General features: G+C 68.3%; 25 protein-coding genes and 2 pseudogenes. 15 read left to right on the forward strand and 12 right to left on the reverse strand.

What is annotated here, in order from left to right:
- Nucleotides 1-138: 138 nt before the first annotated feature.
- Nucleotides 139-1,362 carry a glycosyltransferase gene (locus BN4332_RS30305; protein WP_066903929.1) on the reverse strand — a complete coding sequence of 408 codons (1,224 nt, stop codon included), beginning with the start codon at nucleotides 1,360-1,362 and terminating at the stop codon, nucleotides 139-141.
- Nucleotides 1,363-1,381: 19 nt separating this feature from the next.
- Entirely contained in the window at nucleotides 1,382-2,353 is a 972-nt protein-coding gene (locus tag BN4332_RS30310; RefSeq protein ID WP_066903630.1) for a glycosyltransferase, read from the reverse strand.
- 79 nt (nucleotides 2,354-2,432) lie between these two features.
- On the opposite strand from BN4332_RS30310, the gene BN4332_RS30315 reads away from it, so the two are divergent.
- The 8 genes from BN4332_RS30315 to BN4332_RS30350 all read left to right on the forward strand — a co-directional run bounded on the left by BN4332_RS30315 (nucleotide 2,433) and on the right by BN4332_RS30350 (nucleotide 7,718).
- Nucleotides 2,433-2,648, forward strand: coding sequence for a hypothetical protein (locus BN4332_RS30315; protein ID WP_066903632.1), 216 nt, complete (start codon nucleotides 2,433-2,435; stop codon nucleotides 2,646-2,648).
- 8 nt (nucleotides 2,649-2,656) lie between these two features.
- On the forward strand, nucleotides 2,657-3,505 hold the full coding sequence (locus tag BN4332_RS30320) for an SDR family oxidoreductase (protein WP_066903634.1): 849 nt from the start codon (nucleotides 2,657-2,659) through the stop codon (nucleotides 3,503-3,505).
- Nucleotides 3,506-3,515: 10 nt separating this feature from the next.
- Nucleotides 3,516-3,980 (forward strand): hypothetical protein, encoded by a 465-nt coding sequence (locus BN4332_RS30325; RefSeq protein WP_066903636.1) that lies wholly within the window; start codon nucleotides 3,516-3,518, stop codon nucleotides 3,978-3,980.
- A complete protein-coding gene (locus BN4332_RS30330) occupies nucleotides 3,980-5,209 on the forward strand; it encodes an Nramp family divalent metal transporter (protein ID WP_066903638.1) in 1,230 nt (409 codons plus the stop codon). Before BN4332_RS30325 ends, BN4332_RS30330 begins: the two co-directional genes overlap by 1 nt.
- Complete coding sequence (locus BN4332_RS30335) at nucleotides 5,206-5,571, forward strand: hypothetical protein (protein ID WP_066903640.1); 366 nt, start codon at nucleotides 5,206-5,208, stop codon at nucleotides 5,569-5,571. Before BN4332_RS30330 ends, BN4332_RS30335 begins: the two co-directional genes overlap by 4 nt.
- The gene (locus tag BN4332_RS30340; protein ID WP_066903931.1) at nucleotides 5,558-5,896 is read left to right on the forward strand and encodes a hypothetical protein; all 339 of its coding nucleotides are present in this window, start codon (nucleotides 5,558-5,560) and stop codon (nucleotides 5,894-5,896) included. The genes BN4332_RS30335 and BN4332_RS30340 overlap by 14 nt, the downstream gene beginning before the upstream one ends.
- A gap of 240 nt (nucleotides 5,897-6,136) precedes the next feature.
- Nucleotides 6,137-6,628 carry a DUF4383 domain-containing protein gene (locus tag BN4332_RS30345; protein ID WP_066903642.1) on the forward strand — a complete coding sequence of 164 codons (492 nt, stop codon included), beginning with the start codon at nucleotides 6,137-6,139 and terminating at the stop codon, nucleotides 6,626-6,628.
- Nucleotides 6,629-6,698: 70 nt separating this feature from the next.
- On the forward strand, nucleotides 6,699-7,718 hold the full coding sequence (locus BN4332_RS30350) for an iron-containing redox enzyme family protein (RefSeq protein WP_066903644.1): 1,020 nt from the start codon (nucleotides 6,699-6,701) through the stop codon (nucleotides 7,716-7,718).
- Here the strand turns inward: BN4332_RS30350 and BN4332_RS30355 are convergent.
- Both BN4332_RS30355 and BN4332_RS30360 read right to left on the reverse strand, forming a co-directional pair.
- The gene (locus tag BN4332_RS30355; RefSeq protein ID WP_066903646.1) at nucleotides 7,698-7,892 is read right to left on the reverse strand and encodes a CDGSH iron-sulfur domain-containing protein; all 195 of its coding nucleotides are present in this window, start codon (nucleotides 7,890-7,892) and stop codon (nucleotides 7,698-7,700) included. The genes BN4332_RS30350 and BN4332_RS30355 overlap by 21 nt on opposite strands.
- Entirely contained in the window at nucleotides 7,889-8,566 is a 678-nt protein-coding gene (locus tag BN4332_RS30360) for a HemK2/MTQ2 family protein methyltransferase (RefSeq protein WP_066903648.1), read from the reverse strand. The genes BN4332_RS30355 and BN4332_RS30360 overlap by 4 nt, the downstream gene beginning before the upstream one ends.
- 182 nt (nucleotides 8,567-8,748) lie before the next feature.
- Here BN4332_RS30360 and mbp1 point away from each other — a divergent pair, with 182 nt between their 5' ends.
- Nucleotides 8,749-8,991, forward strand: coding sequence for a microaggregate-binding protein 1 (gene mbp1 / locus BN4332_RS30365; RefSeq protein ID WP_029107199.1), 243 nt, complete (start codon nucleotides 8,749-8,751; stop codon nucleotides 8,989-8,991).
- A gap of 72 nt (nucleotides 8,992-9,063) precedes the next feature.
- On the opposite strand, the gene usfY is transcribed toward mbp1, so the two are convergent.
- From usfY to BN4332_RS30385, 4 genes are read right to left on the reverse strand one after another with little or no spacing between them, the layout of a single operon-like run.
- On the reverse strand, nucleotides 9,064-9,372 hold the full coding sequence (usfY, locus tag BN4332_RS30370) for a protein UsfY (protein ID WP_066903650.1): 309 nt from the start codon (nucleotides 9,370-9,372) through the stop codon (nucleotides 9,064-9,066).
- Nucleotides 9,373-9,383: 11 nt separating this feature from the next.
- The gene (locus tag BN4332_RS30375; protein ID WP_066903652.1) at nucleotides 9,384-10,001 is read right to left on the reverse strand and encodes a flavodoxin family protein; all 618 of its coding nucleotides are present in this window, start codon (nucleotides 9,999-10,001) and stop codon (nucleotides 9,384-9,386) included.
- Nucleotides 9,998-10,231, reverse strand: a complete 234-nt coding sequence (locus tag BN4332_RS30380; RefSeq protein WP_066903654.1) for a metallothionein — start codon at nucleotides 10,229-10,231, stop codon at nucleotides 9,998-10,000. Before BN4332_RS30380 ends, BN4332_RS30375 begins: the two co-directional genes overlap by 4 nt.
- A 56-nt stretch (nucleotides 10,232-10,287) precedes the next feature.
- The gene (locus tag BN4332_RS30385) at nucleotides 10,288-10,974 is read right to left on the reverse strand and encodes a PAS and ANTAR domain-containing protein (RefSeq protein ID WP_066903656.1); all 687 of its coding nucleotides are present in this window, start codon (nucleotides 10,972-10,974) and stop codon (nucleotides 10,288-10,290) included.
- A 287-nt stretch (nucleotides 10,975-11,261) separates the two neighbouring features.
- Here BN4332_RS30385 and BN4332_RS30390 point away from each other — a divergent pair.
- Nucleotides 11,262-11,564, forward strand: a pseudogene (locus BN4332_RS30390) (restriction endonuclease); the annotation flags it as partial.
- Nucleotides 11,565-11,612: 48 nt separating this feature from the next.
- Here the strand turns inward: BN4332_RS30390 and BN4332_RS30395 are convergent.
- Nucleotides 11,613-11,741: pseudogene (locus BN4332_RS30395) on the reverse strand (AsnC family transcriptional regulator); the annotation flags it as partial.
- 33 nt (nucleotides 11,742-11,774) lie between these two features.
- Between BN4332_RS30395 and amaB the strand changes: the two are divergent.
- Both amaB and BN4332_RS30405 read left to right on the forward strand, forming a co-directional pair.
- Nucleotides 11,775-13,325 (forward strand): L-piperidine-6-carboxylate dehydrogenase, encoded by a 1,551-nt coding sequence (gene amaB, locus BN4332_RS30400; protein ID WP_066903933.1) that lies wholly within the window; start codon nucleotides 11,775-11,777, stop codon nucleotides 13,323-13,325.
- Nucleotides 13,326-13,360: 35 nt separating this feature from the next.
- Complete coding sequence (locus BN4332_RS30405; RefSeq protein WP_066903658.1) at nucleotides 13,361-14,164, forward strand: SDR family oxidoreductase; 804 nt, start codon at nucleotides 13,361-13,363, stop codon at nucleotides 14,162-14,164.
- Here the strand turns inward: BN4332_RS30405 and BN4332_RS30410 are convergent.
- Both BN4332_RS30410 and BN4332_RS30415 read right to left on the reverse strand, forming a co-directional pair.
- The gene (locus BN4332_RS30410) at nucleotides 14,144-15,595 is read right to left on the reverse strand and encodes a lipase maturation factor family protein (protein WP_066903660.1); all 1,452 of its coding nucleotides are present in this window, start codon (nucleotides 15,593-15,595) and stop codon (nucleotides 14,144-14,146) included. The genes BN4332_RS30405 and BN4332_RS30410 overlap by 21 nt on opposite strands.
- 79 nt (nucleotides 15,596-15,674) lie before the next feature.
- Nucleotides 15,675-17,063 (reverse strand): cytochrome P450, encoded by a 1,389-nt coding sequence (locus BN4332_RS30415; protein WP_066903662.1) that lies wholly within the window; start codon nucleotides 17,061-17,063, stop codon nucleotides 15,675-15,677.
- 102 nt (nucleotides 17,064-17,165) lie between these two features.
- Between BN4332_RS30415 and BN4332_RS30420 the strand changes: the two genes are divergently transcribed.
- Nucleotides 17,166-17,819, forward strand: a complete 654-nt coding sequence (locus tag BN4332_RS30420; RefSeq protein WP_066903664.1) for a TetR/AcrR family transcriptional regulator — start codon at nucleotides 17,166-17,168, stop codon at nucleotides 17,817-17,819.
- A gap of 43 nt (nucleotides 17,820-17,862) precedes the next feature.
- Nucleotides 17,863-22,359 (forward strand): ATP-dependent helicase, encoded by a 4,497-nt coding sequence (locus BN4332_RS30425; protein ID WP_066903666.1) that lies wholly within the window; start codon nucleotides 17,863-17,865, stop codon nucleotides 22,357-22,359.
- A gap of 6 nt (nucleotides 22,360-22,365) precedes the next feature.
- Here the strand turns inward: BN4332_RS30425 and BN4332_RS30430 are convergent, their stop codons facing one another.
- Entirely contained in the window at nucleotides 22,366-22,905 is a 540-nt protein-coding gene (locus tag BN4332_RS30430; RefSeq protein ID WP_066903668.1) for a TrmH family RNA methyltransferase, read from the reverse strand.
- A 103-nt stretch (nucleotides 22,906-23,008) separates the two neighbouring features.
- Between BN4332_RS30430 and nei2 the strand changes: the two genes are divergently transcribed.
- Nucleotides 23,009-23,761 (forward strand): endonuclease VIII Nei2, encoded by a 753-nt coding sequence (nei2, locus tag BN4332_RS30435; protein WP_066903670.1) that lies wholly within the window; start codon nucleotides 23,009-23,011, stop codon nucleotides 23,759-23,761.
- The last annotated feature ends 63 nt before the right edge of the window (nucleotides 23,762-23,824 follow it).

Consider the following 23,824-nt stretch of genomic DNA (forward strand, 5'->3'; position numbering starts at 1 on the left):
GCGGGCCGCCGCCGAAGCCGCCGTGCGGCTGCCATCGGTGCTGGCCAATCGTCGGCGGCTGCCCGCCGCGGTGGAGCAGGACCTGGCGATCCTGGAGCGCGGTGAGCGGTACCTGGCGGATGGTCATCGCTGAGTCCTTCAGCCCGACGACGCGGTGGTCGTCTGCGGCGGCAGGTATGCCGACGGTTCGAGGCGGTCGTAGACGCGCAGCGTGTCCGCCGCGATGCGGTCCCATGAATAACGCGACCGGGCCCGGTCGCGTCCGGCGGCGCCGAGGCTCTGCCGGTGAAAGTCATCGCGCAGCAGGGCGTTGAGGGCGTCGGCCAGCAGGTCGGGCCGCTTCGGCGGAACCAGCCGTCCGGTGACGTCGTCCACCACGGTGTCCAACATTCCGCCGACGGCCGAGGCCACCACCGGGATCCCGCAGGCCATCGCCTCCAGCGGCACGATGCCGAACGGTTCGTACCACGGTGTGCACGCCACCACGTCCGCTGAGCGCAGCACGGCGGGCATGTCCGCACGATCCACGGAACCGCACAGGCGTACCCGGTCCGCGACGCCGATCTCCTCCGCCAGCCGGCGTAGTCGGCAGGCCTCACTGTCACGTGCCAGCTCAGCCCTCGGCGGCCCGCCCACGATCACCAGCTCGGTGTCGGGGATCGTGGCCAGTGCCTGGATCGCCAGATCGAAACCCTTGCGCGGGACGAACCTTCCCACGCTCACGATGCGATGCGGGGCCCGGCGGCGCCTGCGGGGGCCGTCCGGGGTGAACAGGTCCAGGTCGACGCCGCATGGCACCACCGAGGTCCGTGATCGCGACCGTCCCAGCCGCATCAGCTCGAAGACCTCGTCGGTGCAGGTGGCGGCGACCCAGGTGGCGCCCCGGGCCACCATGGTTTCCAGCTTGAGCCGCTCGGGCGGGCTGGTGTCATCGGCCCCCTGATGCCGGCGCTTGACCACCCCCAGCGCGTGAAAGGTCTGCACGGCAGGCAGATTGAGGTGCCGGGCCGCCAACTGGGTGGCCACGCCGGACATCCAGAAATGGGCGTGCACGACGTCGGGACGGTCCGCGGTCCAGCTGGCGTCCAAGAAGCGGGCGAACTCGCCCATGTGCTGCAGCAGTTCGTCTTTCGGGATGCGTTCGGGCGGTCCGGCCGGCACGTGCACCACCGTGTAGCCGTCGGGCGTCTCGACCCGGGCAGGCAGGTCCGGGTCGTCGCGGCGGGTATAGACGGTGATCTGGTGACCTCGCCGGCTCAGTGCCGCAGACAGGGCGGCCACGTGGACGTTCTGTCCGCCCGCGTCGGCGCCGCCGAGCGCTGCCAGTGGGCTGGCATGCTCGGAAACCATCGCGATCTTCATACAGTCCTCCTCGGCGAACTCACGCACACCAGTCGGCGATGGCTCGGTCCCAGTCGCGCAGGAACCGGTCCAGGCCGAAGTGAGCGAGTGCGTACTCCCGCGCGGCCTTGCCCGCCACGGTGGCGGCCGACAAGTCGGCCATGAATCCCTCCAGCGCATACGCCAGCGTCTTGACGTCCGCGCTGACCACGCCGGCGTCGGCGTGGACCACCAGGGGAGCTTCGGTCGATCCCACCGCGACGATCGGCATTCCCAGAAACATCGCCTCGATGAGCGACAGGCCCAGCGAGGTCCAGCGAGCGGTGTGCAGGTACACGCGCCGCCGGGCGATCTGGTGCATCAGCCGGGCATGTGACACGTCGCCCTTGCCGCGCACGCTGCCCCGGTACTCATGACCGTTGAGCTCGAGGGTGTCGATACCCCAGACGTCGATCGGCACCTCTCGGCTCAGTTCGGTCAGCAGATCGGCACCGACGGTTCGCCACCGCCGCAGTGGTTCGTTGATCATCGTGGCCGCCGCCGCGACATCGCCGGTGTACAGATAGCCCGGGTCGGCGATCCCGTGGCCGATGACGCGAGTGGGCGCGGCACCGTTGTCCCACATCAACCGGTTGAAGTCGGTGACGTGGATCAAGAGGATGTCGCTGCGGTTCGCCAGCGGGTGTGCGCTGTCGGCCGCATAGGGCCGTGGAGCGTTGTGCTCGACGTAGATCGCGGGGACGTCGGCGCCCGGGCGTCTGCCGAGCCATTGTTCGGTGAGGTCGATCTCCTCGGGCCGTTGCAGCACGACGAGGTCGACATCCTGCTCGCGTAGTTTGGAAACTGGAACCTCTTGCACCCCAGGCCAATTGCGCCCGCAACGGCCGCGCCCGTCGGCATCCCGACCCTCGTTGACCGGCGTCAGATAGCGATGCCGGCCGGACACGAACGACTCCATCCAGGAGCCGTGCACATGCCACGCCAGGACCGATCGGGGTGAAGCGTGATTCATGGGGGCGGAAGTACCCGGGCAACGGTCACTTAAACACTCGAAGAGTTTGATCAAAGGGGCACCGGGTACCCCCGGCGATATGACCCGCGAAGACGTGCCCGACGAGGTGCCCGAAGCCGATGCCCTCGAGCAGCAACGTGAGCACAGCGAACCGGTTCCTGATGCCGAGGTGGCCGTCACAGATGTCGACGGCCCGCCGTTGGAGGCCACCGATCCGGACTGGCAGGAACAACGTGAGGTGGTCACCGACGACTCCGGGTTCGACGAATTCGATCGCGAAGACCGGGAAGATTAGGGGCAACCATGCAGCCTGGTGAGGACACCGTCATCAGCTATCCCGGCCACACATCGGACATGCCGGGGAAACCGCGCGACGAGATGGCCGACTATGTGGGCCGGGGTCTCCTCGACGGCAAGCGGGCGTTGGTCACCGGCGGCGATTCCGGGATCGGCCGAGCGGTGGCGATCGCGTTCGCCAAAGAGGGCGCCGACGTCGCCATCGCCTACCTGGAAGAACACGACGACGCCATGCACACCGCGTCGCTGGTGGAGCAGACTGGCCGGCGCTGCCTGCGCCTGCCCGGTGACCTGGCCGACGCCGACCAGTGCCGGGCTGCGGTGACGCGGGCTGCCGGGGCGCTGGGCGGAATCGACGTGCTGGTGAACAACGTCGCCTACCAGTCGCCGACCGAGAAGTTCACCGACATCACCGACGAACAATGGCGGCACACCTTCGCCGTCAACATCGACAGTTTCTTCCATGTGACCAAGGCGGCGCTGGCTCATCTGCCCGACGGCGGTGCCATCATCAACACGGCCTCGATCAACGGCCTTCGGGGCAACAAGACCCTGATGGACTATTCGGCCACCAAGGGTGCCGTGATCGCCTTGACCTACTCGCTGGCGCAGTCCCTGGCCGACCGGCAGATCCGGGTCAACTGCGTCGCGCCGGGGCCGGTGTGGACCCCGCTGATACCCGCCACCATGGATTCCGAACGTGTCGAATCCTTCGGCGAGCACACACCTTTCGGCCGTCCCGCACAACCCGACGAGATCGCCCCCTCGTACGTGTTCTTCGCCGCCAACCAGCTCTCGTCGTACTACAGCGGTGAGGTCCTCGCTCCGTTGGGCGGCGAAACGCTGCCCGGGTGAGGGGACAGCCGTGGCGCGACACGAAGAGAGACCGCGACGAATACGGGCGGCACTGAGTGCCGCCCTGCTGATCGCCGCGCTGGCGCTGTTACTGACGCAGTGCCCGGCCAACCGTGACGGCATGCCCGGTCAGCTCGCGAAGGCCATGGAGGAAACGGTGGCCGCCGCACGCAGCGGCGCGTACGCGCTCGACTTGCGGATCCGTGACCGCACCACACCGCAAGTTGTCAGTGTCCAAATCGCCGACGCCCGCGAGGAAGTGGTCAAGGCCTACGAGGGCATCGCCGATCTGAAGGCGGACGATCCGGTTGACCTGAATCGGCAGCGGATGCTCACCGAAGCCATGACGCACGTGGCCGGCCAGCTCGGCAGCGCCTCGGCCCGGGTCCGCGAGATCACCGCCGCACCTGACCTGGCGGAGCTGCGCGATCAACTGAGGGCATCGGCCGATGCCCTGGAAGCCGGATACCGCTGATGAAGAGATTCTTCGCGGTAGCGCTGGGAATCCTGACCGCCATCGGCGGTTTCCTCGATATCGGCGATCTGGTCACCAACGCCGTCGTCGGCTCCCGGTTCGGACTGGCGCTGGCGTGGGTCGTCGTGGTCGGAGTGATCGGCATCTGTTTGTTCGCCCAGATGGCGGGACGGGTGGCGGCGGTCAGTGGTCGCGCCACCTTCGAGATCATCCGGGAACGATTGGGCCCGCGCACCGCAGCGGCAAATCTGTCCGCCTCGTTTCTGATCAACCTGATGACTCTGACCGCCGAGATCGGTGGTGTGGCACTGGCACTGCAACTGGCCACCGATGTCAGCCGGATGATGTGGATCCCCGTGGCGGCGGTGGCGGTATGGCTGGTGATCTGGCGGGTCAAGTTCTCGGTCATGGAGAACACGGCCGGGGTATTGGGTCTGTGCCTCATCGTGTTCGCTGTCGCGGTCTTTGCGCTGCAACCGGATTGGGGCGGGCTGGCCCACCAGGCGGCGCAGCCGGTGATACCGGAGACGGAGTCGTCGGCGACCTACTGGTACTACGCGATCGCCCTGTTCGGCGCCGCCATGACCCCGTACGAGGTGTTCTTCTTCTCCTCGGGCGCCGTGGAAGAACATTGGAAGACAAAAGATCTCGGGGTGTCGCGACTCAATGTGCTGATCGGCTTCCCGCTCGGCGGCTTCCTGTCGGTGGCCATCGCCGCGTGCGCCACGCTGGTGCTGCTTCCCGGCCAGATCGAGGTGACCTCACTGTCACACGTGGTGATGCCCGTCGCCGAGGCCGGCGGCAAACTGGCACTGGCGTTCGCGATCATCGGCATCGTGGCGGCCACATTCGGAGCCGCACTGGAGACGACACTGTCCAGTGGCTATACCCTGGCCCAGTTCTTCGGGTGGCCGTGGGGAAAGTTCCGCCGCCCGGCCGAGGCGTCACGGTTCCACGTGGTGATGTTCGTGAGCATCGTCGTCGGCGTCGCCATCCTGTTCACCGGCATCGACCCGGTGATGGTGACCGAGTACTCGGTGGTGTTCTCCGCCATCGCACTCCCCCTCACCTATCTGCCGATCCTCATCGTGGCCAACGACCCGGAATACATGGGAGACAAGACGAACGGAAGGGTGCTGAACATGTTCGGTTCGGTATATCTGGTGATCATCCTGGCCGCCTCACTGGCAGCCATACCCCTCATGATCGTGACCGGGGCGGGCCAATGACCGTCATCGACGCCCGCCTGCACCTGCTGGACCGGCAACTGCTCGACCACGAGGGCGCTCCGGTCGGCATCGTCGACGACCTCGAACTCGACGGCATCGAGGCCGACGTCGACATCGCGCCCGGTACCTCACCGCCCCGGGTAACCACGATCCTGTCCGGGCAGGTGATGATCACCCGCATCCTCGGCGGGGCGCCGCCGCGGTCGATGTTGCACGAGATCCCGTGGAAAATCGTGTCGTCGGTGGGTGTCACGGTGCAGCTGACGGGTTCCCGCGCCCCATCGGACGCCGATTGGATCGAGCACTGGCTGCGCGATCATGTCATCGCCCGCATCCCGGGAGGCCGTCATGCAGCTGAGTAATCTCCTCGGGTTGCGCGTCCTGGACGCCGGTCATCACCCGGTCGGAACGGTGGTCGACGTGCGGCTCACGATGGCCGGCGACCGCACGGATCATCCCCGCGCACCCGAGCTGGTGGGCCTGGTGGTCAGTCCGCGGACCCGGTCGTCCTACCTCGGCTTCGAACGCACCGGTATCAACGCCCCCGCCATAATCGCCCGCATCGCCGCCTGGCGGCATCGCGGTACTTTCCTTGCCGCCTGGGATGATGTGGCCAGGATCAGCTCCGACCACATCACGCTGCGGGCCGGTTACGGTCGACAGCCGGCAGGCCTGCACGCTCGGTGACGGGGTCGTCCTCTACGAGATGCCACACCAGTTCGGCGACCGCCTGCTCGACGAGCGCACTCCGATGCTGCGACTGGATCATCTCGGCGACCTGTCCGAAGACGGCGTCGGGGCCGCCGGCCTGTGCAGATGATGTTGTTGTCATGGCTCACCTCGGTGTCCGAGACGAGCACTGACTACCCGGGAAATACCCAGGGCAAACGAGGTATGGAATCGCCTGCGGAAGGGAATCCCCAGGACATGGGCACACCGAATCCACGAACCCCAGGGCGCGTCGGACAGTGGACGCCGCTACAGATCAGTGCGATGGTCGTCGCGAGCCTGTTCCTCGTCGTCGGCATCTTGGGGTTCATCCCCGGCATCACCACCGACTACGACCAGCTGAGCTGGGCCGGGCACCACTCCGGTGCCATGCTGCTCGGCCTGTTCAACGTGTCGGTGCTGCACAACCTGGTGCACCTGGCGTTCGGCGTGGTCGGGCTGCTGATGGCCCGCCAGTTCGGCCCGGCTCGGGCCTATCTGATCGGCGGTGGTCTGATCTACGGCGTCCTGTGGCTCTATGGGATGGTGATCGACAGGGAGAGTTCGGCCAACTTCATCCCGGTCAACACCGCGGACAACTGGCTGCATCTCGCCCTGGCCCTGGTCATGGTGGGGTTGGGTCTGCTGCTCGGCAGGGCGGCGACGGCCTCCAGCGGAGCGGGCACCGGTGCACCGGGCACCATCGAGTGATCGCTTACTCCCGCAATCACAGTGCGACAGGCGGTTTCACGAACGACCAGGATGGGAATACCGGTCGGCAATGACCGCCGTACCAGCCGCCACCCAGCCCAGGCTCCCGCACGCGCAGGGGCCGATCTCGGCAGCGGTCATCGAACGACTCGGTGACCGCGCCCCACACAACCACCTCGAACCGGTCTGGGTACCGCTGCGCGACGCCGACCCGCTCGGCCTGGATGTCCAACTCGCCCTGTACATCTGCTACGAACTGCACTACCGGGGGTTCGCCGGCGTCGATCAGGATTGGGAGTGGAACGCGGGGCTGTTGCATCTGCGCTCGCAGTTCGAACGGATCTTTCTGGCCGCGGTTCGCCGCGAGGTCGGACCCATCGACCCGGAAGACACCGCGGAGGGCGAGATGGCCCGGCTCTCGGTCGAGCCGGTCGACGGCACCGGCCCGTCGCACCACCTGCGGGACAAGGGCACCTGGCCCCAGATGCGGGAGTACTTCGTCCACCGGTCGCTCTACCACCTCAAGGAAGGCGATCCCCATGCCTGGCTGATTCCCCGGCTGGGCGGGCAGGCGAAGGCCTCGTTCGTGGCGGTCGAGTTCGACGAGTACGGCGCCGGGCGGGCCGCTCAGATCCACCAGCAGCTGTTCGCCGATCTGATGTCGGCGGCCGGATTGGACAACCGGTATCTGGGCTACCTGGGCAACGTGCCTGCCGAGACCCTCGCGCTGGTGAACCTGATGTCGATGTTCGGCCTGCACCGCAGCCTGCGCGGGGCGGCGGCCGGCCACTTCGCGGCCACCGAGATCACCTCTTCCCCCGGCTCCCAACGCATGGTGACCGCGTTGCAGCGGCTGGGCGCGCCCGAGGCGTGTGTCCGGTTCTACCGGGAGCACGTCGAGGCGGACGCGGTACACGAACAGGTGGTGCGCCACGACGTGGTCGGCGATCTGGTCAGGCGTGAGCCGGAACTGGAACCCGACCTGGTGTTCGGGATGCGAGCGTTCGGCGCCATGGAGGACCGGTTGGCCGGCCACCTTATGGAATGCTGGCTGAGCGAACGCAGTTCGCTATGCCGACCGCTTCCGTGACCGCCGGTGGCTGGTGTCGCACAACGGGTACGTCTTGGATCGACGGCACGTACAGATCGCCACCATGAACCGGTCCGATTCCACCGTGGTCCCATCGGGAAGTTCGATCCGGACCGGACCCTCGATCATGATCGGCCCGTTCTCGACCACCCGGACCACCCGCTGCTCGGTCATCGCCGGTCCGCCCGGATGACCACCAGTTGCTCATCGGTCCGGCCCTCGGCCAGCAGCCCGGCGCGCCGCAGCCAGCCGGCCTGCGAGCGCAGCACCGGGCCGAACGGAATCCGTTGGGTGGCGCACACGTCCGCATCGAGGCCGCCCTCGCGCAGCATCGTCAGCGATTGCTCGATACCGGCGAACTCGGACTGCACGAGGAACAGGCTGCCGCCCTCGGCCAGGATGGTGCCGGCCGACGCGCACAGGGGGTCGAGGACCAGGCGCCCGTCCGGCCCACCGTCCCACGAGGCCATCGGACCGGCCGACGGGATCGCATCGGCCTCGGTGTCCGGTCCGACCGGGACGTAGGGCGGATTGCACACCACGATGTCGAACGGATCGTGTTCGAGCGCTTGCACCCAGGAGCCCAGCCTGGCCTCGACCTCGACCTGCGCGGCGAGCGCGTTGGCCTGTGTGCAGCGCACCGCGCTCGGGGAAATATCAAGCGCCAGGACCGAACTCGCGCCCAGGTGGGCGGCGGCGACGGCGACGACGCCGCTGCCGGCACACAGATCGACGACCTGACGTCCGGCCACCACGTCGCTGCGCCGGAGCGCATCGATCAGCAGCCACGAGTCGTGCTGTGGTCGGTAAACACCCTCGGCGCCAACGGCAATGGTCTCGACGGCCATCTCGCTCCCTTCGCGGAAAGTACCCCTATTCGGTACCCAACCGGGCGTTCCGCAAACTCTTTTCGCCGGTGTAGCCGGATTCGTCACGTCACGTTTAGTACGGCCGGATCCGGGAAATCCCCCGGGGTGCGTGGAGAAGCCGCGTAGAACAACCAATCCACTCAAGTAGCGGAAAGGTAAGCATGACCGAGAAGAACTCAGGACCTGAAGAAGGCATCAAGGGCGTCGTCGAGGACGTCAAGGGCAAAGCCAAGGAAGCCGTCGGTACCGTGACCGGCCGCGAGGACCTCGTACGCGAGGGCAAAGCCCAGCAGGACAAGGCCGACGCCCAGCAGGACGCAGCCAAGAAGGAGGCCGAAGCCGAATCGGCCCGGGCAGGAGCCAAGGCCGCCGAGAAGCGCGAACAGGCGAGCCAGCGACCGTAGTCGGCATCCGGTCCGGACCTGATTGAAGAGATGGCCCAGCCCACGGTGGCTGGGCCATCTCGCGTCACAAGGTCAGCTGTTGGGCGTCTGCCTGATCACGTCGGGATGCTCCGCATACCAACGGTCTTCCATCCGCCGCACCCGCATATGGGCGATCGCCAACCAGAGCCCGCCGCCCAGAATCCCGACGGCAGCCAGGATGGCGAGTATCACGCCGACGCCGGAGTTGCCTGTGGCGAACGCGAACAGGCACGCCACGAACAACACCACGCCCACGCCGATCAGAGCCAGGGCGGGCATGTTGCGGTTGTCCTTCATCGTCTCGCCGGCATGTGGCCGGGTGGTCCTGGTGTGGTCGACCGGATCCTCAGGTCCCTTCATCGCTATTCCTTTCACTCGTAACGCGGGTACTGGCCGACCTTGAGCAGCCCGGCCAGGTGAGCCGCATTGCGCGCCGCCGCGGCGGTGGCTTCGGCGACGGGGTCCGGCACCTCATCGAGATCCTGATAGTCGGTGCCCTGCATCGCCTCACCGTTCCAGTACGTGCAACCTTGGGCCGGGATGGTGTAGCCGATGTCGTTGAGCGCCTGGAAGACATCGGCCACGGTCTTGTGCGCGCCGTCCTCGTTTCCGACGACCGAGACCAGTGCCACCTTGCCGGCCACAATGGGGCGACCGGCGTCGTCGGTGTGCGACAGCTCGGCGTCGAGCCGCTCCAGTACGCGCTGCGCGATGCTCGACGGGTGGCCGAGCCATACCGGTGTCGACATCAGCAGGATGTCGGCGTCGAGGACTTTTCTGCGGATCTCGGGCCACTGGTCACCGTTGCCCATGTCGACCTCGACGCCTGGCTCGATGACGAAATCAGCGCACCGCAGCGACTCGGTTTCGACGCCGAGCACGTGGAGGTTCTCGCGGACCTGCTCGGCGATCAACTCGCTGCTGGACTTGGCCGGCGAGCGTTTGAGGCTGCAGACCAGTGCCAGCGCCGTCAGGGTCGGTGCGGTCATCGGCGATCGACGAGGTCGGCGTGTCCCGACTCACGGGCGCAGTGCGCACAGCAGTACATCGTCTGTGCGGCCTCGACGCCGTGGCCGAGGATCCGGCACCCGCAGTGGGCGCACTCGGGGGCGATCCGGACGGCCGCACATTCCACGCTGTCGAACGTCTCGGTATGCCCATCCCAGCTCACCGTGAATGCCTTGTCGTAGTCGTTCCCGCACGTGGCACACGTCGCCATTGCCCAACTCCCAGTTCGCTTCGGATCAGCGGGAGTCTTCCCTGAATGGGCGGGGGTTAAACCTCGGTGCCGACCCGCAGGTGGGCGGTCAGCAGCAACCGGTCGAACACCACGCGGTTGGGCAGGATCTCGGTGTAGTCGAGTTCGAGGAAATCCTTCGCCAGCTGCTCGGCCAGCAGGCGAAGCTTCGTGTTGGTCTCCTGCGACCGCCATTTCAGCAGCTCGAACGCCGCGTCTGCCTTGATCCGGTAGATCAGCATCAGCATGCCCTTGGCCTGCTCGATCACACCTCGGGCCTCGGCGATCTCGGCCACCGCCTCGGTGACGGTCTGCTCGTGTACCTGTGCGATCGACGGTGAGACATCGACGTAGAAACCGTGCGTCCCGATGACGGCGCCGGTGTTGTCGAACAGCTGGTCTCCGACCACGACGACGTGGTGAACCTCGCCCGCCGTGTCGATGATGCGGTGGCGCGTGCTGAACGCGCCCGAGGTCCGCTTGATCTCCTCGAGGGTGGCGGCCACCTGCCCGTAGTCCTCGGGATGCTTGTGGGACAGCACGAGTTCGGTCGTCGGATGCGCGGTGCCCGGCTCATATCCGTGCATCCGCTCCACCTGTGGCGACCATTCCCAGCGCTCGTCGGTGAAGTAGAACCGGAACCAGCCGACGCGCTGCGGCTCACCGCCGGCAAGCGCATGCTCGATCGGCGATTCGGTGGTACCCGCAGCGGGATCAGTCGTCACTGCTTGAGCCTAGCCCTCCTGTCTGGCAAGGGCGCTGTGGATTGTCACACCGGGTATGTCACAACCGCTCTCTAGCATTCGGGGCCGTGAGACGGCTTCGGATCAAGCTGTACGCCGCGGCCGGGGTGGCGGCGGCGGTCGCGGCGCACCTGGCCGGGGTGGAGACCGCATGGAGTGTGGTGATCGGCGGCGCCGTGCCGCTGACGTTGGCGGCGACTCCGCGCTTTGTGCTGGGCGCGCTCCGGGGTGCCCGGACCCCCAGTGCCCGTGAGCAGGCCGCCACGGTGATGACCGGGCTGGAGTTCGAGGACTACGTGGCCCGGGCCGCCCGCAGGTGCGGGTTGCCGGTGATCATGACGCCGCTCACCGGGGACTGGGGGGTGGACCTGATCGTCGGACACCGGCCGAACCGCATTGCCGTGCAATGCAAACGGCTGTCACGTCCGGTCGGCGCCGGCGCCGTACAGGAGGTCGTTGCCGGGGCGCCGATGCAGGACTGCGCCAAGACCATGGTGGTCACCAACAACGAATTCACGCCGGCCGCACGCAAACTGGCCGCGCTTCACGGCTGCGAACTGGTGGGCGGGGCCGATCTACCCAGGCTCAGGTCGATCCTGCGTCGGGTCGCCTCCCNGAGCCTGCACCGCCGACACCGACAATCCGGCCGCCGCCGCCAGATGCGCCAGCGTGGCCCGGCCGTCGGCGGCCAGCGCGCGAACCAGAATCCGGTCGGTGTCGTCCAGCACGTACTCGTCGGCTTCACCCATGGCCCGCACTGTAGCCAATCAGAAAGGCGCACAATGACCACCACCGAACGCACCGACCTCCCCACCGCCGAGGAACTGCGCCGACGGGTGCGGCAAGCCCTGACGGCCATCGGCGCCGACGCCGAGCTCGGTGAGCCGACCGCTCCGGGTAGTGGCCTGCACGCCAGCACCCCGATCAGCGGGGACGTCCTGTTCACCCTGCCCGAGGACAGTGCCGATCGAGTCGACGCTGCGATTGCCGATGCCGCACAAGCCTTCTCGTCCTGGCGCACCACCCCGGCACCGGTGCGCGGGGCCCTGGTGGCCCGCCTGGGCGAGCTGCTCGTCGAACACAAGGCCGATCTGGCCACCCTGGTGACGGTGGAGGCCGGCAAGATCACCTCCGAGGCACTGGGCGAAGTGCAGGAGATGATCGACATCTGCCAGTTCGCCGTCGGGCTCTCACGCCAGTTGTACGGCCGCACCATCGCCTCCGAGCGGTCCGGGCACCGGCTGATGGAAACGTGGCACCCGCTCGGCGTGGTCGGCGTGATCACCGCGTTCAACTTCCCGGTCGCGGTGTGGTCGTGGAACACCGCGATCGCCCTGGTGTGCGGCGACACCGTGGTGTGGAAGCCGTCCGAGCTGACCCCGCTGACCGCGATCGCCTGCCAGGCGCTGATCGAACGTGCCGCCGCCGACGTGGGTGCGCCGGAAGCAGTGGCCCGGCTCATCCTGGGTGGACGCGAACTGGGCGAACAGCTGGTCGACGACCCGCGGGTGGCCCTGGTCAGCGCCACCGGCTCGGTGCGCATGGGCCAGCAGGTCGGACCTCGGGTGGCGGCCAGGTTCGGCAAGGTGCTCCTCGAACTCGGCGGCAACAACGCCGCGATCGTGACGCCGTCGGCCGATCTGGATCTGGCGGTGCGGGCCATCGTGTTCTCGGCGGCGGGTACCGCCGGGCAGCGCTGCACGACGCTGCGGCGGTTGATCGTGCACTCGTCGGTCGCCGACGACGTGGTGGCCCGGGTGGTCTCGGCCTACCAGAGCCTGCCCATCGGTGATCCGAGCGTCGAGGGAACTCTGGTCGGGCCGCTCATCCACACCCGCGCCTATCGCGACATGGTCGGGGCGTTGGAGCAGGCCCGTGCCGACGGCGGCGAGGTGTTGGGCGGTGAAAGGCACGACCTGGGTGATGAGGGTGCGTTCTACGTCGCTCCCGCGGTGGTGCGGATGCCGGAACAGACCGCGGTCGTGCACACCGAGACCTTCGCACCGATCCTCTACGTCATGACCTACGACGAGCTGGACGAGGCCATCGCGCTGAACAACGCGGTGCCGCAGGGCCTTTCGTCGGCGATCTTCACGACCGACGTGCGGGAGGCCGAGCGGTTCATGGCCGCCGACGGATCCGACTGCGGTATCGCGAACGTCAACATCGGCACCTCGGGCGCCGAGATCGGCGGCGCGTTCGGCGGGGAGAAGCACACCGGCGGCGGCCGCGAATCGGGCTCGGATGCCTGGAAGGCCTACATGCGCCGCGCCACCAACACCGTCAACTACTCGTCGGAGCTGCCGCTGGCCCAGGGCGTGCATTTCGGGTAGTCGCGCCGGGACCGGCCGCAGGGTACGCAAGACGCATGCAGATTGAGAACTCGGTCGCGGTCATCACCGGCGCCGGATCAGGAATCGGCCGCGCGCTCGCCGAGTCGTTCGCCGCGGCCGGGGCCCGGGTGGTGGCCGCCGACCTGGACGCGGAGTCCGCCGATGTGACCGCAGAGCAGATCCGTGCGGGCGGTGGTCAGGCGATCGGAGTCAGAGCCGACGCGTCGTCGAGCTCCGACATCGAGGCGCTGACCGCCACGGAGTTCGGGCCGGTTGACATCTATGTCGCCAACGCGGGCATCATCGGCGCGCCCGGACTGGGCACCGACGAGACCTGGGACAGCATTCTCGACGTCAATCTGCGTGCGCACGTCCGGGCCGCGCAGCTGCTTGTCCCACAATGGTTGTCGCGAGGTCACGGCTACTTCGTATCGGTCGCCTCGGCAGCCGGTCTGCTGTCACAGATCGGCGCTGCCGGTTACGCCGTCACGAAGCACGCCGCGGTCGGATTCGCCGAATGGCTGGCCATCACCTACGGCGACGACGGCATCGGGGTCAGCTGCGTGTGTCCCTTGGGCGTGGAGACCCCGTTGCTCGAGGCGGTGCGCGCGTCGACCGATCCCGATTCCGCGGCCGGGGCGGCGTCGATCGTGCAGTCCGGCGAGGTGATCAGTGCGGCACAGGTGGCCGCTACTACCGTCGAGGCCGTGCGGTCGGACCGGTTTCTGGTGCTACCGCACCCGCAGGTCCTCGACATGTACCGGCACAAGGGCTCCGATTACGACCGATGGATCGCCGGGATGCGCCGCTACCAGCGGTCACTGCGCGCCGGCCGATGACCGTCCCGCCGACGGCAGGGTCTGCGGCGGCACGTACACGCCGAGCGAGATCCGGTGCCACCAGACATGGTCCCGCCGCAGCTCGGCCCAGGTGCTGAACTCGTACCGGTACAGCGTGGCCCGCACGTAACGCGGTGGTTCATCGGGGAATGGATTGTGCCGCAGTAGCTTCAGGGTGGCCCGGTCGTTCTCCAGCAGCCGGGTCAGCAGCATGCGCAGCCAGCCGTGGGCGTAGGCCGGGGAGATGGCCGCAAACCACATCAGCCAGTCCAGCCGCAAGTGATACGGCGCGAACTGCCGGGGCCATCTGCGCACATCGCCGGGTTTGCCCTTGAACTCGTACTCCTTCCAGACCGTGTGCTCCCCCAGTCGCGCGTCCGAAGTGCCCTCCAGCACCACCTCGTCGCGGGTGCGGCCGACGGTGCCGAACGCGCCGTAGGAGTTCACCAGGTGATAGCGGTTGTAGGAGGCGTTCATCCGCTGCCGTTTCGAGAACAGGTTGCGCGCCGGCCAGTAACTCATGGCCGCCACCGCGACGCCGAACGCGATCACCACGACGGCGAACCAGACTGGCGTCTGGCCGAAGTGGTGCTCGGGGATCGGGAACAGCATGGCCGCCGCGGAATCCGACACCGCACTGAAGGCCAGCACGATGGTGATCCAGTTGAGCCAGGCGAAGTTGCCGGAGGCCACTAGCCAGAGCTGGGTAACGATCACGATCACCGCGGCCCCGCTGGCCACCGGTTGGGGGGCGAACAATGCGAACGGCACGATCAGTTGGGCAAAGTGGTTGCCGGCCACCTCGATTCGGTGCAACGGCCTGGGCAGGTGGTGGAAGAACCAGCTGAGCGGCCCTGGCATGGGTTGGGTCTCGTGGTGGTAGTACAGGCAGGTGAGATTGCGCCAGCACGGGTCGCCGCGCAGTTTGATCAGCCCGGCGCCGAACTCGACGCGGAACACCAGCCAGCGGGCCAGCCACAGCACCAGCAGCGGCGGGCCGACGTCGTCGTTTCCCAGGAAGATGGCGAGGAACCCGGCTTCCAGCAACAGCGATTCCCAGCCGAACGAGTACCACGTCTGCCCGACGTTGACGATCGACAGATACAGCATCCACACCAGCAGCCAGATCAGCATCGAGGCCCACAACGGCACCAGGTCTCCGAAACCGGCGAGCAGGGCCGCCGAGAGCACCGTCCCGGCCAGGCACACCGCGGCGAAGAACCGGTCCGAGTAGTGGAACTGGAACAAGCTCGGGGCTTCGCGGAACGAATTGGCCGCCAGAAAACGCGGAATGGGAAGAAGCCCCCGCACACCGAGGAGGCCGCGGAACTGACGGGCCGCGGCGATGAAGGCGATCAGGTAGATCGCGGCGGTCCCCCGCTGCAACACCTGTCTGGCCAGCCAGTATTCGGGTGCGATGAACCATTCCATACGCGGACCTCGAACGATGCGGGTCTATCCACGATGACGGTACCCCGATTCGGCGCTTTTCACGCCCGCTATGGCCCGGCTAGCGTCGCCGCAGCGTCAGCCGGAACCCGGACGGCATCATCGTCAGGCGCTCCTGGATCTGCAGCGTGTACTCCGGATCGGCGATCAGGTCGTAGCGGCGCACCAGGACCGCCAACATCAGTACCGCCTCGTGCAGCGCGAACTGCCTACCGATGCAGGATCTTTCGCCGGTGCCGAACGGCTTGTACAGGCCAGCGGGGCGGGCCCGCATCTGCTCCGGGGTGAACCGGTCCGGGTCGAATGCCTCCGGGTCGGGCCCCCACCGCGGGTCGCGGTGCAGCGTGGAGGTCAACGCCAATGCCCAGTCGCCCTTGCGCATCGGGTGAATTCCGGCCAGCACGGTGTCCTCGCGCGCTGCGCGGTAGTAGGCGGGCACCGTCGGCTGCAACCGCAGCGACTCGTCGAGAACCCGCCGGACATAGCGCAGTTTGGCGATCTTCTCGAACTCGGGCCGGGGTTCGTCGCCCCACACCTCGTCCACCTCGGCGCGGGCCCTGGCGAACACCTCGGGATGCCGCGACAGGAAATACAGCGCGAACGACAATGCGCCCGAGGTGGTTTCATGCCCGGCGATGAGGAAGTTGATCAGCTGGTAGCGGATGTTGGCGGCATCGAGATCAGACTCGAGCATGATCTGCAGCAGGTCGTCCTGACCGCCCGATGGCTGTGCGCGCCGCATCGCGACGATGTCGTCGGCCAGCGCGTGCAGGTACTGCGCGTCGCGGCGGACCCGGCGCTCGTAGCGCCGGTAGATGAACGCGGGCAAGAAGGTTTCGCGCAGCACCCCGAGGCGGTCCGACGCCAGGAGCGCTGACACCATGTGCGCGACGAACGGATGCAGCGCGTCGCGCTGGAAGCACCCGAACGAATAGCCGGCCGCGCACCGCCCGATGGTCTCCAAGGTGACCCTGGTGGCGTCGGCCGAGACGTCGACGGCCTCGCCGGCCTCGGCACGCTGATCCCATCGGTCCGTCAGCTCTCCCGCGACGTCGAACATCACGGCGTGATAGCGGCGCATGGCGGCCTGACTGAACGCCGGCATCAGCAGCTCATGGGCCTTGAGCCAGTTCGGTTCGTCGTTGTAGGCGGTGAACAGCCCGTCGCCGCCGACGATCCGGAGCGCCTCGATGTCGGGGCCGACGTGCTTGCAGAATCGGGACTCGTCATTGAGGTCGGCGACCGCGTCGGCCCCGGCGGCCACCACGTACCGGGCCCCAAGGAACCGGAACTCGCAGATGGGCCCCAACTCGGCCATGCCCATCGCGTTCTGCATCGAGGAATCCGGCTGCAGGCTGAGGACATCCCCGAGCAGTGGGACGCGACGCGGCGGGTGGGGCAGTTTCGGGTACCGCTGCCCGGACGAGGTTCGTGCGCCCACGACGGTCATGTCACCAGGATTCCGGCACTGTTATACATGTGTCAAGTAAGGATCCGGCGCGGCGCCGCCAGGCTTCGCCGAGATGACGATCCGCCACGTTAGGCTGCAGGCGTGGGTGCCGAGTCGAGACGCCGGCTCTCCCCCGCCGACAGACGCAACGAGCTGCTGGCGCTGGGAGCCGAGGTGTTCGGCCAGCGGCCGTACGACGAGGTCCGCATCGACGAGATCGCCGAGCGCGCCGGGGTCTCGCGGGCCCTGATGTATCACTACTTCCCCGACAAGCGGGCCTTCTTCGCCGCTGTCGTCCGCGCCGAGGGCGAGCGGCTGTTCGAGGCCACCAGCACCCCGCCCGAACCGGGTCAGAGCCTGTTCGGCCAGCTACGCGCCGGAGTGCTGGCCTACCTGCGTTACGACGAGGAACACCCGCACGGCGCGTGGGCGGCGTACATGGGGATGGGGCGCACCGACCCGGTGCTGCGCGGGGTCGACGACATCGACAACGACCGCCAAGCCGACCGGATCATGAGCCGGATCGCCGAGGCGGTCTCCGAGCCGCTGGACGCCAAGGTCGAGCGCGATCTGCGGGCCACCGTCTACGGCTGGCTGGCCCTGACCTTCGAGATGTGCCGGCAACGGCTCAAGGACCCGTCGATCGACGCGGGGTTCGTCGCCGATTCGTGCGCGCACGCCCTGCTCGACGCGGTCGGGCGGGTGCCGGGGCTGCCGTCCGAGCTGGTTCGCGCGGCTGCGCCGGAGTCCCGGTAGCACACAGCGCCGACTTGTCGGTGCCTCGCGGCAGGATGGCTAGATGACCACCACACCGGCCGATCCGCTGGCCCGGTTCAGCGCGCTGACCCGGGAGTGGTTCACGGCTGCCTTCCCGGCACCGACGGCCGCGCAGGCCCAGGCCTGGTCGGCCATCGCCGAGGGGCACAACACGCTGGTCATCGCGCCGACCGGGTCAGGCAAGACGCTGGCCGCGTTCCTATGGGCCATCGACGAGCTCGCCCAGCTCCCGCCCGATCCCCGCTCCGGCACGACGGTGCTCTACGTCTCGCCGCTCAAGGCGCTGGCCGTCGACGTCGAACGCAACCTGCGCACCCCGTTGACCGGGATCACCCGGGTCGCCGAGCGCCACGGGGTGCCGGCTCCGTCCATCAGCGTCGGTGTGCGCTCCGGTGACACCCCGCCCAACCAGCGTCGCGCGATGTTGAGCAAGCCACCCGACATCCTGATCACCACGCCCGAGTCGCTGTTTTTGATGCTCACCTCGGCGGCGCGCGAGACGCTGGCCACGGTGCGGACGGTGATCGTCGACGAGGTCCATGCCGTCGCCGCCACCAAACGCGGTGCGCACCTGGCCCTTTCGCTGGAGCGGCTCGACCAGATCCTGGACCGGCCGGCCCAGCGGATCGGGCTCTCGGCCACCGTGCGGCCTCCGGAAGAGGTGGCCCGATTCCTGTCCGGGCAGGCCCCCACCACCATCGTCGCGCCGCCGGCCGGGAAAACCTTCGACCTGTCGGTGCAGGTTCCGGTGCCGGACATGGCCAACCTCGACAACAACAGCATCTGGCCCGATGTCGAGGAGCGCATCGTCGACCTGATCGAGGCGCACCGGTCCTCGATCGTGTTCGCCAACTCCCGCCGGCTCGCCGAGCGCCTGACCTCCCGCCTCAACGAGATCCATGCCGAGCGTTCCGGCATCGAGCTGTCACTCGATCACAACCCGGAGGTCGGCGGCGGTGCACCGGCCCAGCTCATGGCCAGCGGCCAGGCCAACGGCGCGCCGACGCTGCTGGCCCGGGCGCACCACGGTTCGGTCAGCAAGGAACAGCGCGCCCAGGTCGAGGACGATCTCAAATCCGGCCGCCTGCGTGCCGTGGTCGCCACCTCCAGCCTGGAGCTCGGCATCGACATGGGCGCGGTCGATCTGGTGATCCAGGTGGAGTCACCCCCGTCGGTGGCCAGTGGGCTGCAGCGCATCGGGCGGGCCGGGCATCAGGTCGGCGAGATCTCGCAGGGCGTGCTGTTCCCCAAGCACCGCACCGACCTGATCGGCTGCGCGGTGACGGTGCAGCGCATGCGCTCCGGTGACATCGAGACCATGCACGTGCCCGCCAACCCGCTCGACGTGCTGGCCCAGCACACCGTGGCGGTGGCGGCCCTGGAACCGGTCAACGCCGACGCCTGGTTCGACGCGGTGCGGCGCAGCGCCCCGTTCGCCACGCTGCCGCGCAGCGCGTTCGAGGCGACGCTGGACCTGTTGTCCGGCAAGTACCCGTCCACCGAGTTCGCCGAGCTCCGGCCGCGACTGGTGTATGACCGCGACACCGGAACGCTGACCGGACGCCCCGGAGCGCAACGCCTGGCCGTCACCTCCGGCGGGGCGATCCCCGACCGGGGCCTGTTCACCGTCTACCTGGCCACGGACTCCGAAAAGCCGTCGCGGGTGGGCGAACTCGACGAGGAGATGGTCTACGAATCCCGCCCCGGCGATGTCATCTCACTGGGCGCCACCAGCTGGCGGATCACCGAGATCACCCATGACCGGGTGCTCGTCATCCCGGCTCCGGGACAACCCGCCCGGCTGCCGTTCTGGCGCGGTGACAGCGTGGGCCGCCCCGCCGAGCTCGGCGCCGCGGTCGGCGCGTTCACCGGGGAGCTGGCCACCCTCGGTCGCGCCCAGTTCGACCAGCGCTGCCAGGCAATGGGTTTCGCCGGTTTCGCGACCGACAACCTGTACCGGCTGCTGCACGATCAGCGCGAGGCCACCGGCGTGGTGCCCAGCGACAGCACGTTCGTGGTGGAGCGCTTCCGTGACGAGCTGGGCGACTGGCGGGTGATCCTGCACTCCCCGTACGGGCTGCGGGTGCACGGGCCGCTGGCCCTGGCCGTGGGCCGCCGGCTACAGGAGCGCTACGGCATCGACGAGAAGCCCACCGCCTCCGACGACGGCATCATCGTGCGGTTGCCCGACACCGGCGAGAACCCGCCGGGCGCCGACCTTTTCGTGTTCGACGCCGACGAGATCGAACCGATCGTGACCGCTGAGGTGGGCGGGTCGGCGTTGTTCGCGTCGCGATTCCGCGAATGCGCTGCCCGGGCCCTGCTGCTGCCGCGTAGACACCCCGGCAAGCGTTCGCCGCTGTGGCATCAACGACAGCGCGCCTCGCAACTCCTCGACATCGCCCGCAAGTACCCGGACTTCCCGATCATCCTGGAAACGGTGCGCGAATGCCTGCAGGACGTCTACGACGTCCCGGCCCTGACCGAGCTGATGCGCCGGGTGGCACAACGCCGGCTGCGGGTGGTCGAGGTGGAAACCGCTACCCCGTCGCCGTTCGCGGCCTCGCTGCTGTTCGGCTATGTCGGCGCGTTCATGTACGAGGGCGACAGCCCACTGGCCGAACGGCGGGCCGCCGCGCTGGCGCTGGACACCGTGCTGCTGTCTGAACTCCTGGGCCGGGTGGAGCTCCGCGAGCTGCTGGACCCGGCGGTCGTGGCGGCCACGTCGGCACAGTTGCAGCACCTCACCGAGGAGCGCGCGGCCCGCGACGCCGAGGCAGTGACCGACCTGCTGCGGATGCTCGGCCCGCTCACCGAGGCCGAGATCGCCGCACGCGCGACCACCGACGCCATCGGTGGCTGGCTCGACGGGTTGCAGGCCGCCAAACGCGCCCTGCCGGTGACCTATGCCGGGCGGACGTGGTGGGCCGCCGTGGAAGACATCGGGTTGTTGCGCGACGGCGTCGGCGCACCCGTGCCGGTCGGGGTGCCCGCGGCGTTCACCGAATCCGTCGACGATCCGCTCGGCGACCTGATCGGCCGCTACGCCCGCACCCATGGGCCGTTCACCACCACCGAGGTGGCTGCCCGCTTCGGGCTCGGTCTGCGGGTGACGGCAGATGTGCTGGGCCGCATGGCCGTCGACGGCCGGTTGGTGCGCGGAGAATTCGTTGATGATCGGTCTGGCGACCAGTGGTGTGACGCCGAGGTGCTGCGGATCCTGCGCCGTCGTTCGCTGGCGGCGCTGCGCGCCCAGGTCGAGCCGGTCAGCACGGCCGCCTACGGTCGCTTCCTGCCGTCCTGGCAGCACGTGGGTTCCACGCACAGTTCGGGGATCGACGGGTTGGCCGCCGTGGTCGAGCAACTGTCCGGGGTGCTGATCCCCGCGTCGGCGCTGGAATCGCTGGTGCTCGGACAGCGAGTGCGTGGTTATCAGCCGTCCATGCTCGATGAGCTGCTGGCCTCCGGGGAGGTCATGTGGTCGGGGGCCGGGCAGATCGGCGGCAGTGACGGCTGGGTGGCGCTCCATCTGGCCGAGACCGCACCCCTGACCCTGCCCGCACCGGCCGAGATCGAGTTCACCGATACCCACCGCGCGATCATGGAGACGCTGGGTCACGGCGGCGCGTACTTCTTCCGGCAACTCACCGATCAGGCCCCCGAGTCCGAGCTGAAAACCGCGCTGTGGGAACTGATCTGGGCCGGATGGGTCACCGGTGACACCTTCGCTCCGGTACGGGCCATGCTGTCGGGACCGCGGCGGTCCGGTACCCNGCCGCGGCTCAGCCGCTACAGCGTCGCCCGCCCGCACAGCCGCGCGGCCGATCCGATGGTGTCCGGCCGGTGGTCGGCGCTGCCTGCCGCAGAGCTCGATTCGACGGTGCGGGCTCATTTCCAGGCGGAGTTGCTGCTGAACCGGCACGGGGTGCTCACCAAGGGCGCAGCGGCCGCCGAAGGGGTGCCGGGCGGGTTCGCCACGCTGTACAAGGTGCTGAGCGCGTTCGAGGATGCCGGCCGCTGCCAGCGCGGGTATTTCGTCGAATCGCTGGGCGGCGCACAGTTCGCGGCGGCCTCGACCGTCGACCGGTTGCGGTCCTACCTCGACGGCGTCGATCCGCACCGGCCCGAGTACCACGCCGTCGTCCTTGCGGCCACCGATCCGGCCAATCCGTACGGGGCCGCCCTGGCCTGGCCCTCCTCGGCCGAATCCGACACCGCGCATCGCCCCGGCCGCAAGGCCGGTGCCCTGGTCGCCCTGGTAGACGGACAATTGGTGTGGTTCCTGGAGCGCGGCGGACGCTCGCTGCTCAGTTTCACCGCTGACGCCGAGACCCAGCGGGTGGCCGCGGGAGCGCTGGCCGACCTGGTGAGCACCGGACGTATGCCTGCCCTCCTGGTGGAGCGGATCAACGGCGTGGCGGTGCTCGATCCCGGGGTCGACGAGGACCGCGCCACCGTGCAGGACGCGCTGATCGGCGCGGGCTTCTCCCGCACCCCACGTGGGCTGCGGCTGAGGTAGACGGCCTCACAGGAGGCCCGCCACCTTGTACAGCACGAGCGATCCCGCGACAGCGACGTTGAGGCTGTGGCCGGTGCCCACCATCGGAATCTCCACGGCAAGATCGAGCCGCTCCATCGCGTCGGACGGTATGCCGCTGCCCTCGTTGCCCAGAACCACCACCGTGCGGGCGCGGGCCGCGGACAGGTCCGCCAGCCGGATCGACTCGTCGGTGAGTTCGACGCCGACGATGTGAGCCGATCGCTCCCGCTGCTTGTCCAGCCATCCGATGACGTCGCGATAGATCCAGTGAACGCAGGATCTGTGCCGCAGGGTATTTCCTTTGCGGAGAGCCTCAGGCACCCACGGCAGCCGGGGTACGGCCATACATGCGCCCACGGCGTCGCACGTACGGAGCAGCGTGCCGAGATTCACTCCGTGCTTCGGCCACAGCGGGGCGACGATGATGTGGTTCCAGCATTGGTGACGGCCCGAGCGCCGCTGCCGGTGGATCTCTTTACGGGTGCGAATGCGAGGCGCCGGATGCGGCGCCTCCGCGCCGCTCACTGGAGGGCGGGAACGCCCTTCCCGCTGAGTCGATGATCGATCACGGACCCGATTATGCCATCGCGCGACCGCCACCGTTCCCCCCAACTGGTTCAATGGCACCATGCCCGAGGGCGACACCGTCTTTCACACCGCCACGGCACTGCGCGCCGCGCTGGTGGGAAAAACGCTGACGCGCTGCGATATTCGGGTTCCCCGCTACGCCACGGTCGATCTGACCGGGCAGGTGGTCGATGAGGTGCTCAGCCGGGGTAAGCATCTGTTCATCCGGGTTGGCCCGGCCAGCATTCACTCCCACCTGAAGATGGAGGGCAGTTGGCGGATCGGCTGGCCCAAGGGTGCGGCGCATCGCATCCGCATCGTGCTCGAGACTGCCGACAGCCGGGCCACTGGCATCGATCTGGGCGTACTGGAAGTCCTGGACCGGGAGAATGACGTCGCCGCCGTGGCGCACCTCGGTCCGGATCTCCTCGGGCCGGACTGGGATCCGCGCACCGCGGCCGCCAATCTGACCGCCGAACCGGACCGTGCCCTGGCACCCGCCCTACTCGATCAGCGGGTGATGGCCGGGGTCGGCAATGTCTATTGCAACGAACTGTGTTTCGTGTTCGGCCGCTTACCGACGTCTCCGGTGAGCTCGCTGGCCGATCCGTTGCGCGTCGTGCAACGTGCGCGGGACATGCTCTGGCTCAACAGGTCCCGCTGGAACCGCACCACCACCGGAGATACCCGCCCCGGCCGGCAGCTGTGGGTGTACGGCCGCGCCGGTGAACCGTGCCGCCGGTGCGGGACGTTGATCCAGACTGACTCGGCCGGCGAGCGGGTGACGTACTGGTGCCCGGTGTGCCAAACCTGATGTCGCGGTGCAGAAGCGGGATCATTCACGGCTGACGGGGGCAGGAATTTTCGTCCGCCCCGA

The organism is Mycolicibacterium houstonense (assembly GCF_900078665.2).
Lineage (GTDB): Bacteria > Actinomycetota > Actinomycetes > Mycobacteriales > Mycobacteriaceae > Mycobacterium > Mycobacterium houstonense.

Coding starts and splice junctions, on each gene's coding strand:
- BN4332_RS30330 (WP_066903638.1), top strand. CDS start 3,980: ATGAAGAGATTCTTCGCGGTAGCGCTGGGAATCCTGACCGCCATCGGC.
- BN4332_RS30310 (WP_066903630.1), bottom strand. CDS start 2,353: ATGAATCACGCTTCACCCCGATCGGTCCTGGCGTGGCATGTGCACGGC.
- BN4332_RS30340 (WP_066903931.1), top strand. CDS start 5,558: ATGCAGCTGAGTAATCTCCTCGGGTTGCGCGTCCTGGACGCCGGTCAT.
- BN4332_RS30360 (WP_066903648.1), bottom strand. CDS start 8,566: ATGGCCGTCGAGACCATTGCCGTTGGCGCCGAGGGTGTTTACCGACCA.
- BN4332_RS30355 (WP_066903646.1), bottom strand. CDS start 7,892: ATGACCGAGCAGCGGGTGGTCCGGGTGGTCGAGAACGGGCCGATCATG.
- BN4332_RS30345 (WP_066903642.1), top strand. CDS start 6,137: ATGGGCACACCGAATCCACGAACCCCAGGGCGCGTCGGACAGTGGACG.
- usfY (WP_066903650.1), bottom strand. CDS start 9,372: ATGAAGGGACCTGAGGATCCGGTCGACCACACCAGGACCACCCGGCCA.
- BN4332_RS30375 (WP_066903652.1), bottom strand. CDS start 10,001: ATGACCGCACCGACCCTGACGGCGCTGGCACTGGTCTGCAGCCTCAAA.
- BN4332_RS30380 (WP_066903654.1), bottom strand. CDS start 10,231: ATGGCGACGTGTGCCACGTGCGGGAACGACTACGACAAGGCATTCACG.
- BN4332_RS30410 (WP_066903660.1), bottom strand. CDS start 15,595: ATGGAATGGTTCATCGCACCCGAATACTGGCTGGCCAGACAGGTGTTG.
- nei2 (WP_066903670.1), top strand. CDS start 23,009: ATGCCCGAGGGCGACACCGTCTTTCACACCGCCACGGCACTGCGCGCC.
- mbp1 (WP_029107199.1), top strand. CDS start 8,749: ATGACCGAGAAGAACTCAGGACCTGAAGAAGGCATCAAGGGCGTCGTC.
- amaB (WP_066903933.1), top strand. CDS start 11,775: ATGACCACCACCGAACGCACCGACCTCCCCACCGCCGAGGAACTGCGC.
- BN4332_RS30320 (WP_066903634.1), top strand. CDS start 2,657: ATGCAGCCTGGTGAGGACACCGTCATCAGCTATCCCGGCCACACATCG.
- BN4332_RS30335 (WP_066903640.1), top strand. CDS start 5,206: ATGACCGTCATCGACGCCCGCCTGCACCTGCTGGACCGGCAACTGCTC.
- BN4332_RS30350 (WP_066903644.1), top strand. CDS start 6,699: ATGACCGCCGTACCAGCCGCCACCCAGCCCAGGCTCCCGCACGCGCAG.
- BN4332_RS30405 (WP_066903658.1), top strand. CDS start 13,361: ATGCAGATTGAGAACTCGGTCGCGGTCATCACCGGCGCCGGATCAGGA.
- BN4332_RS30315 (WP_066903632.1), top strand. CDS start 2,433: ATGACCCGCGAAGACGTGCCCGACGAGGTGCCCGAAGCCGATGCCCTC.
- BN4332_RS30415 (WP_066903662.1), bottom strand. CDS start 17,063: ATGACCGTCGTGGGCGCACGAACCTCGTCCGGGCAGCGGTACCCGAAA.
- BN4332_RS30305 (WP_066903929.1), bottom strand. CDS start 1,362: ATGAAGATCGCGATGGTTTCCGAGCATGCCAGCCCACTGGCAGCGCTC.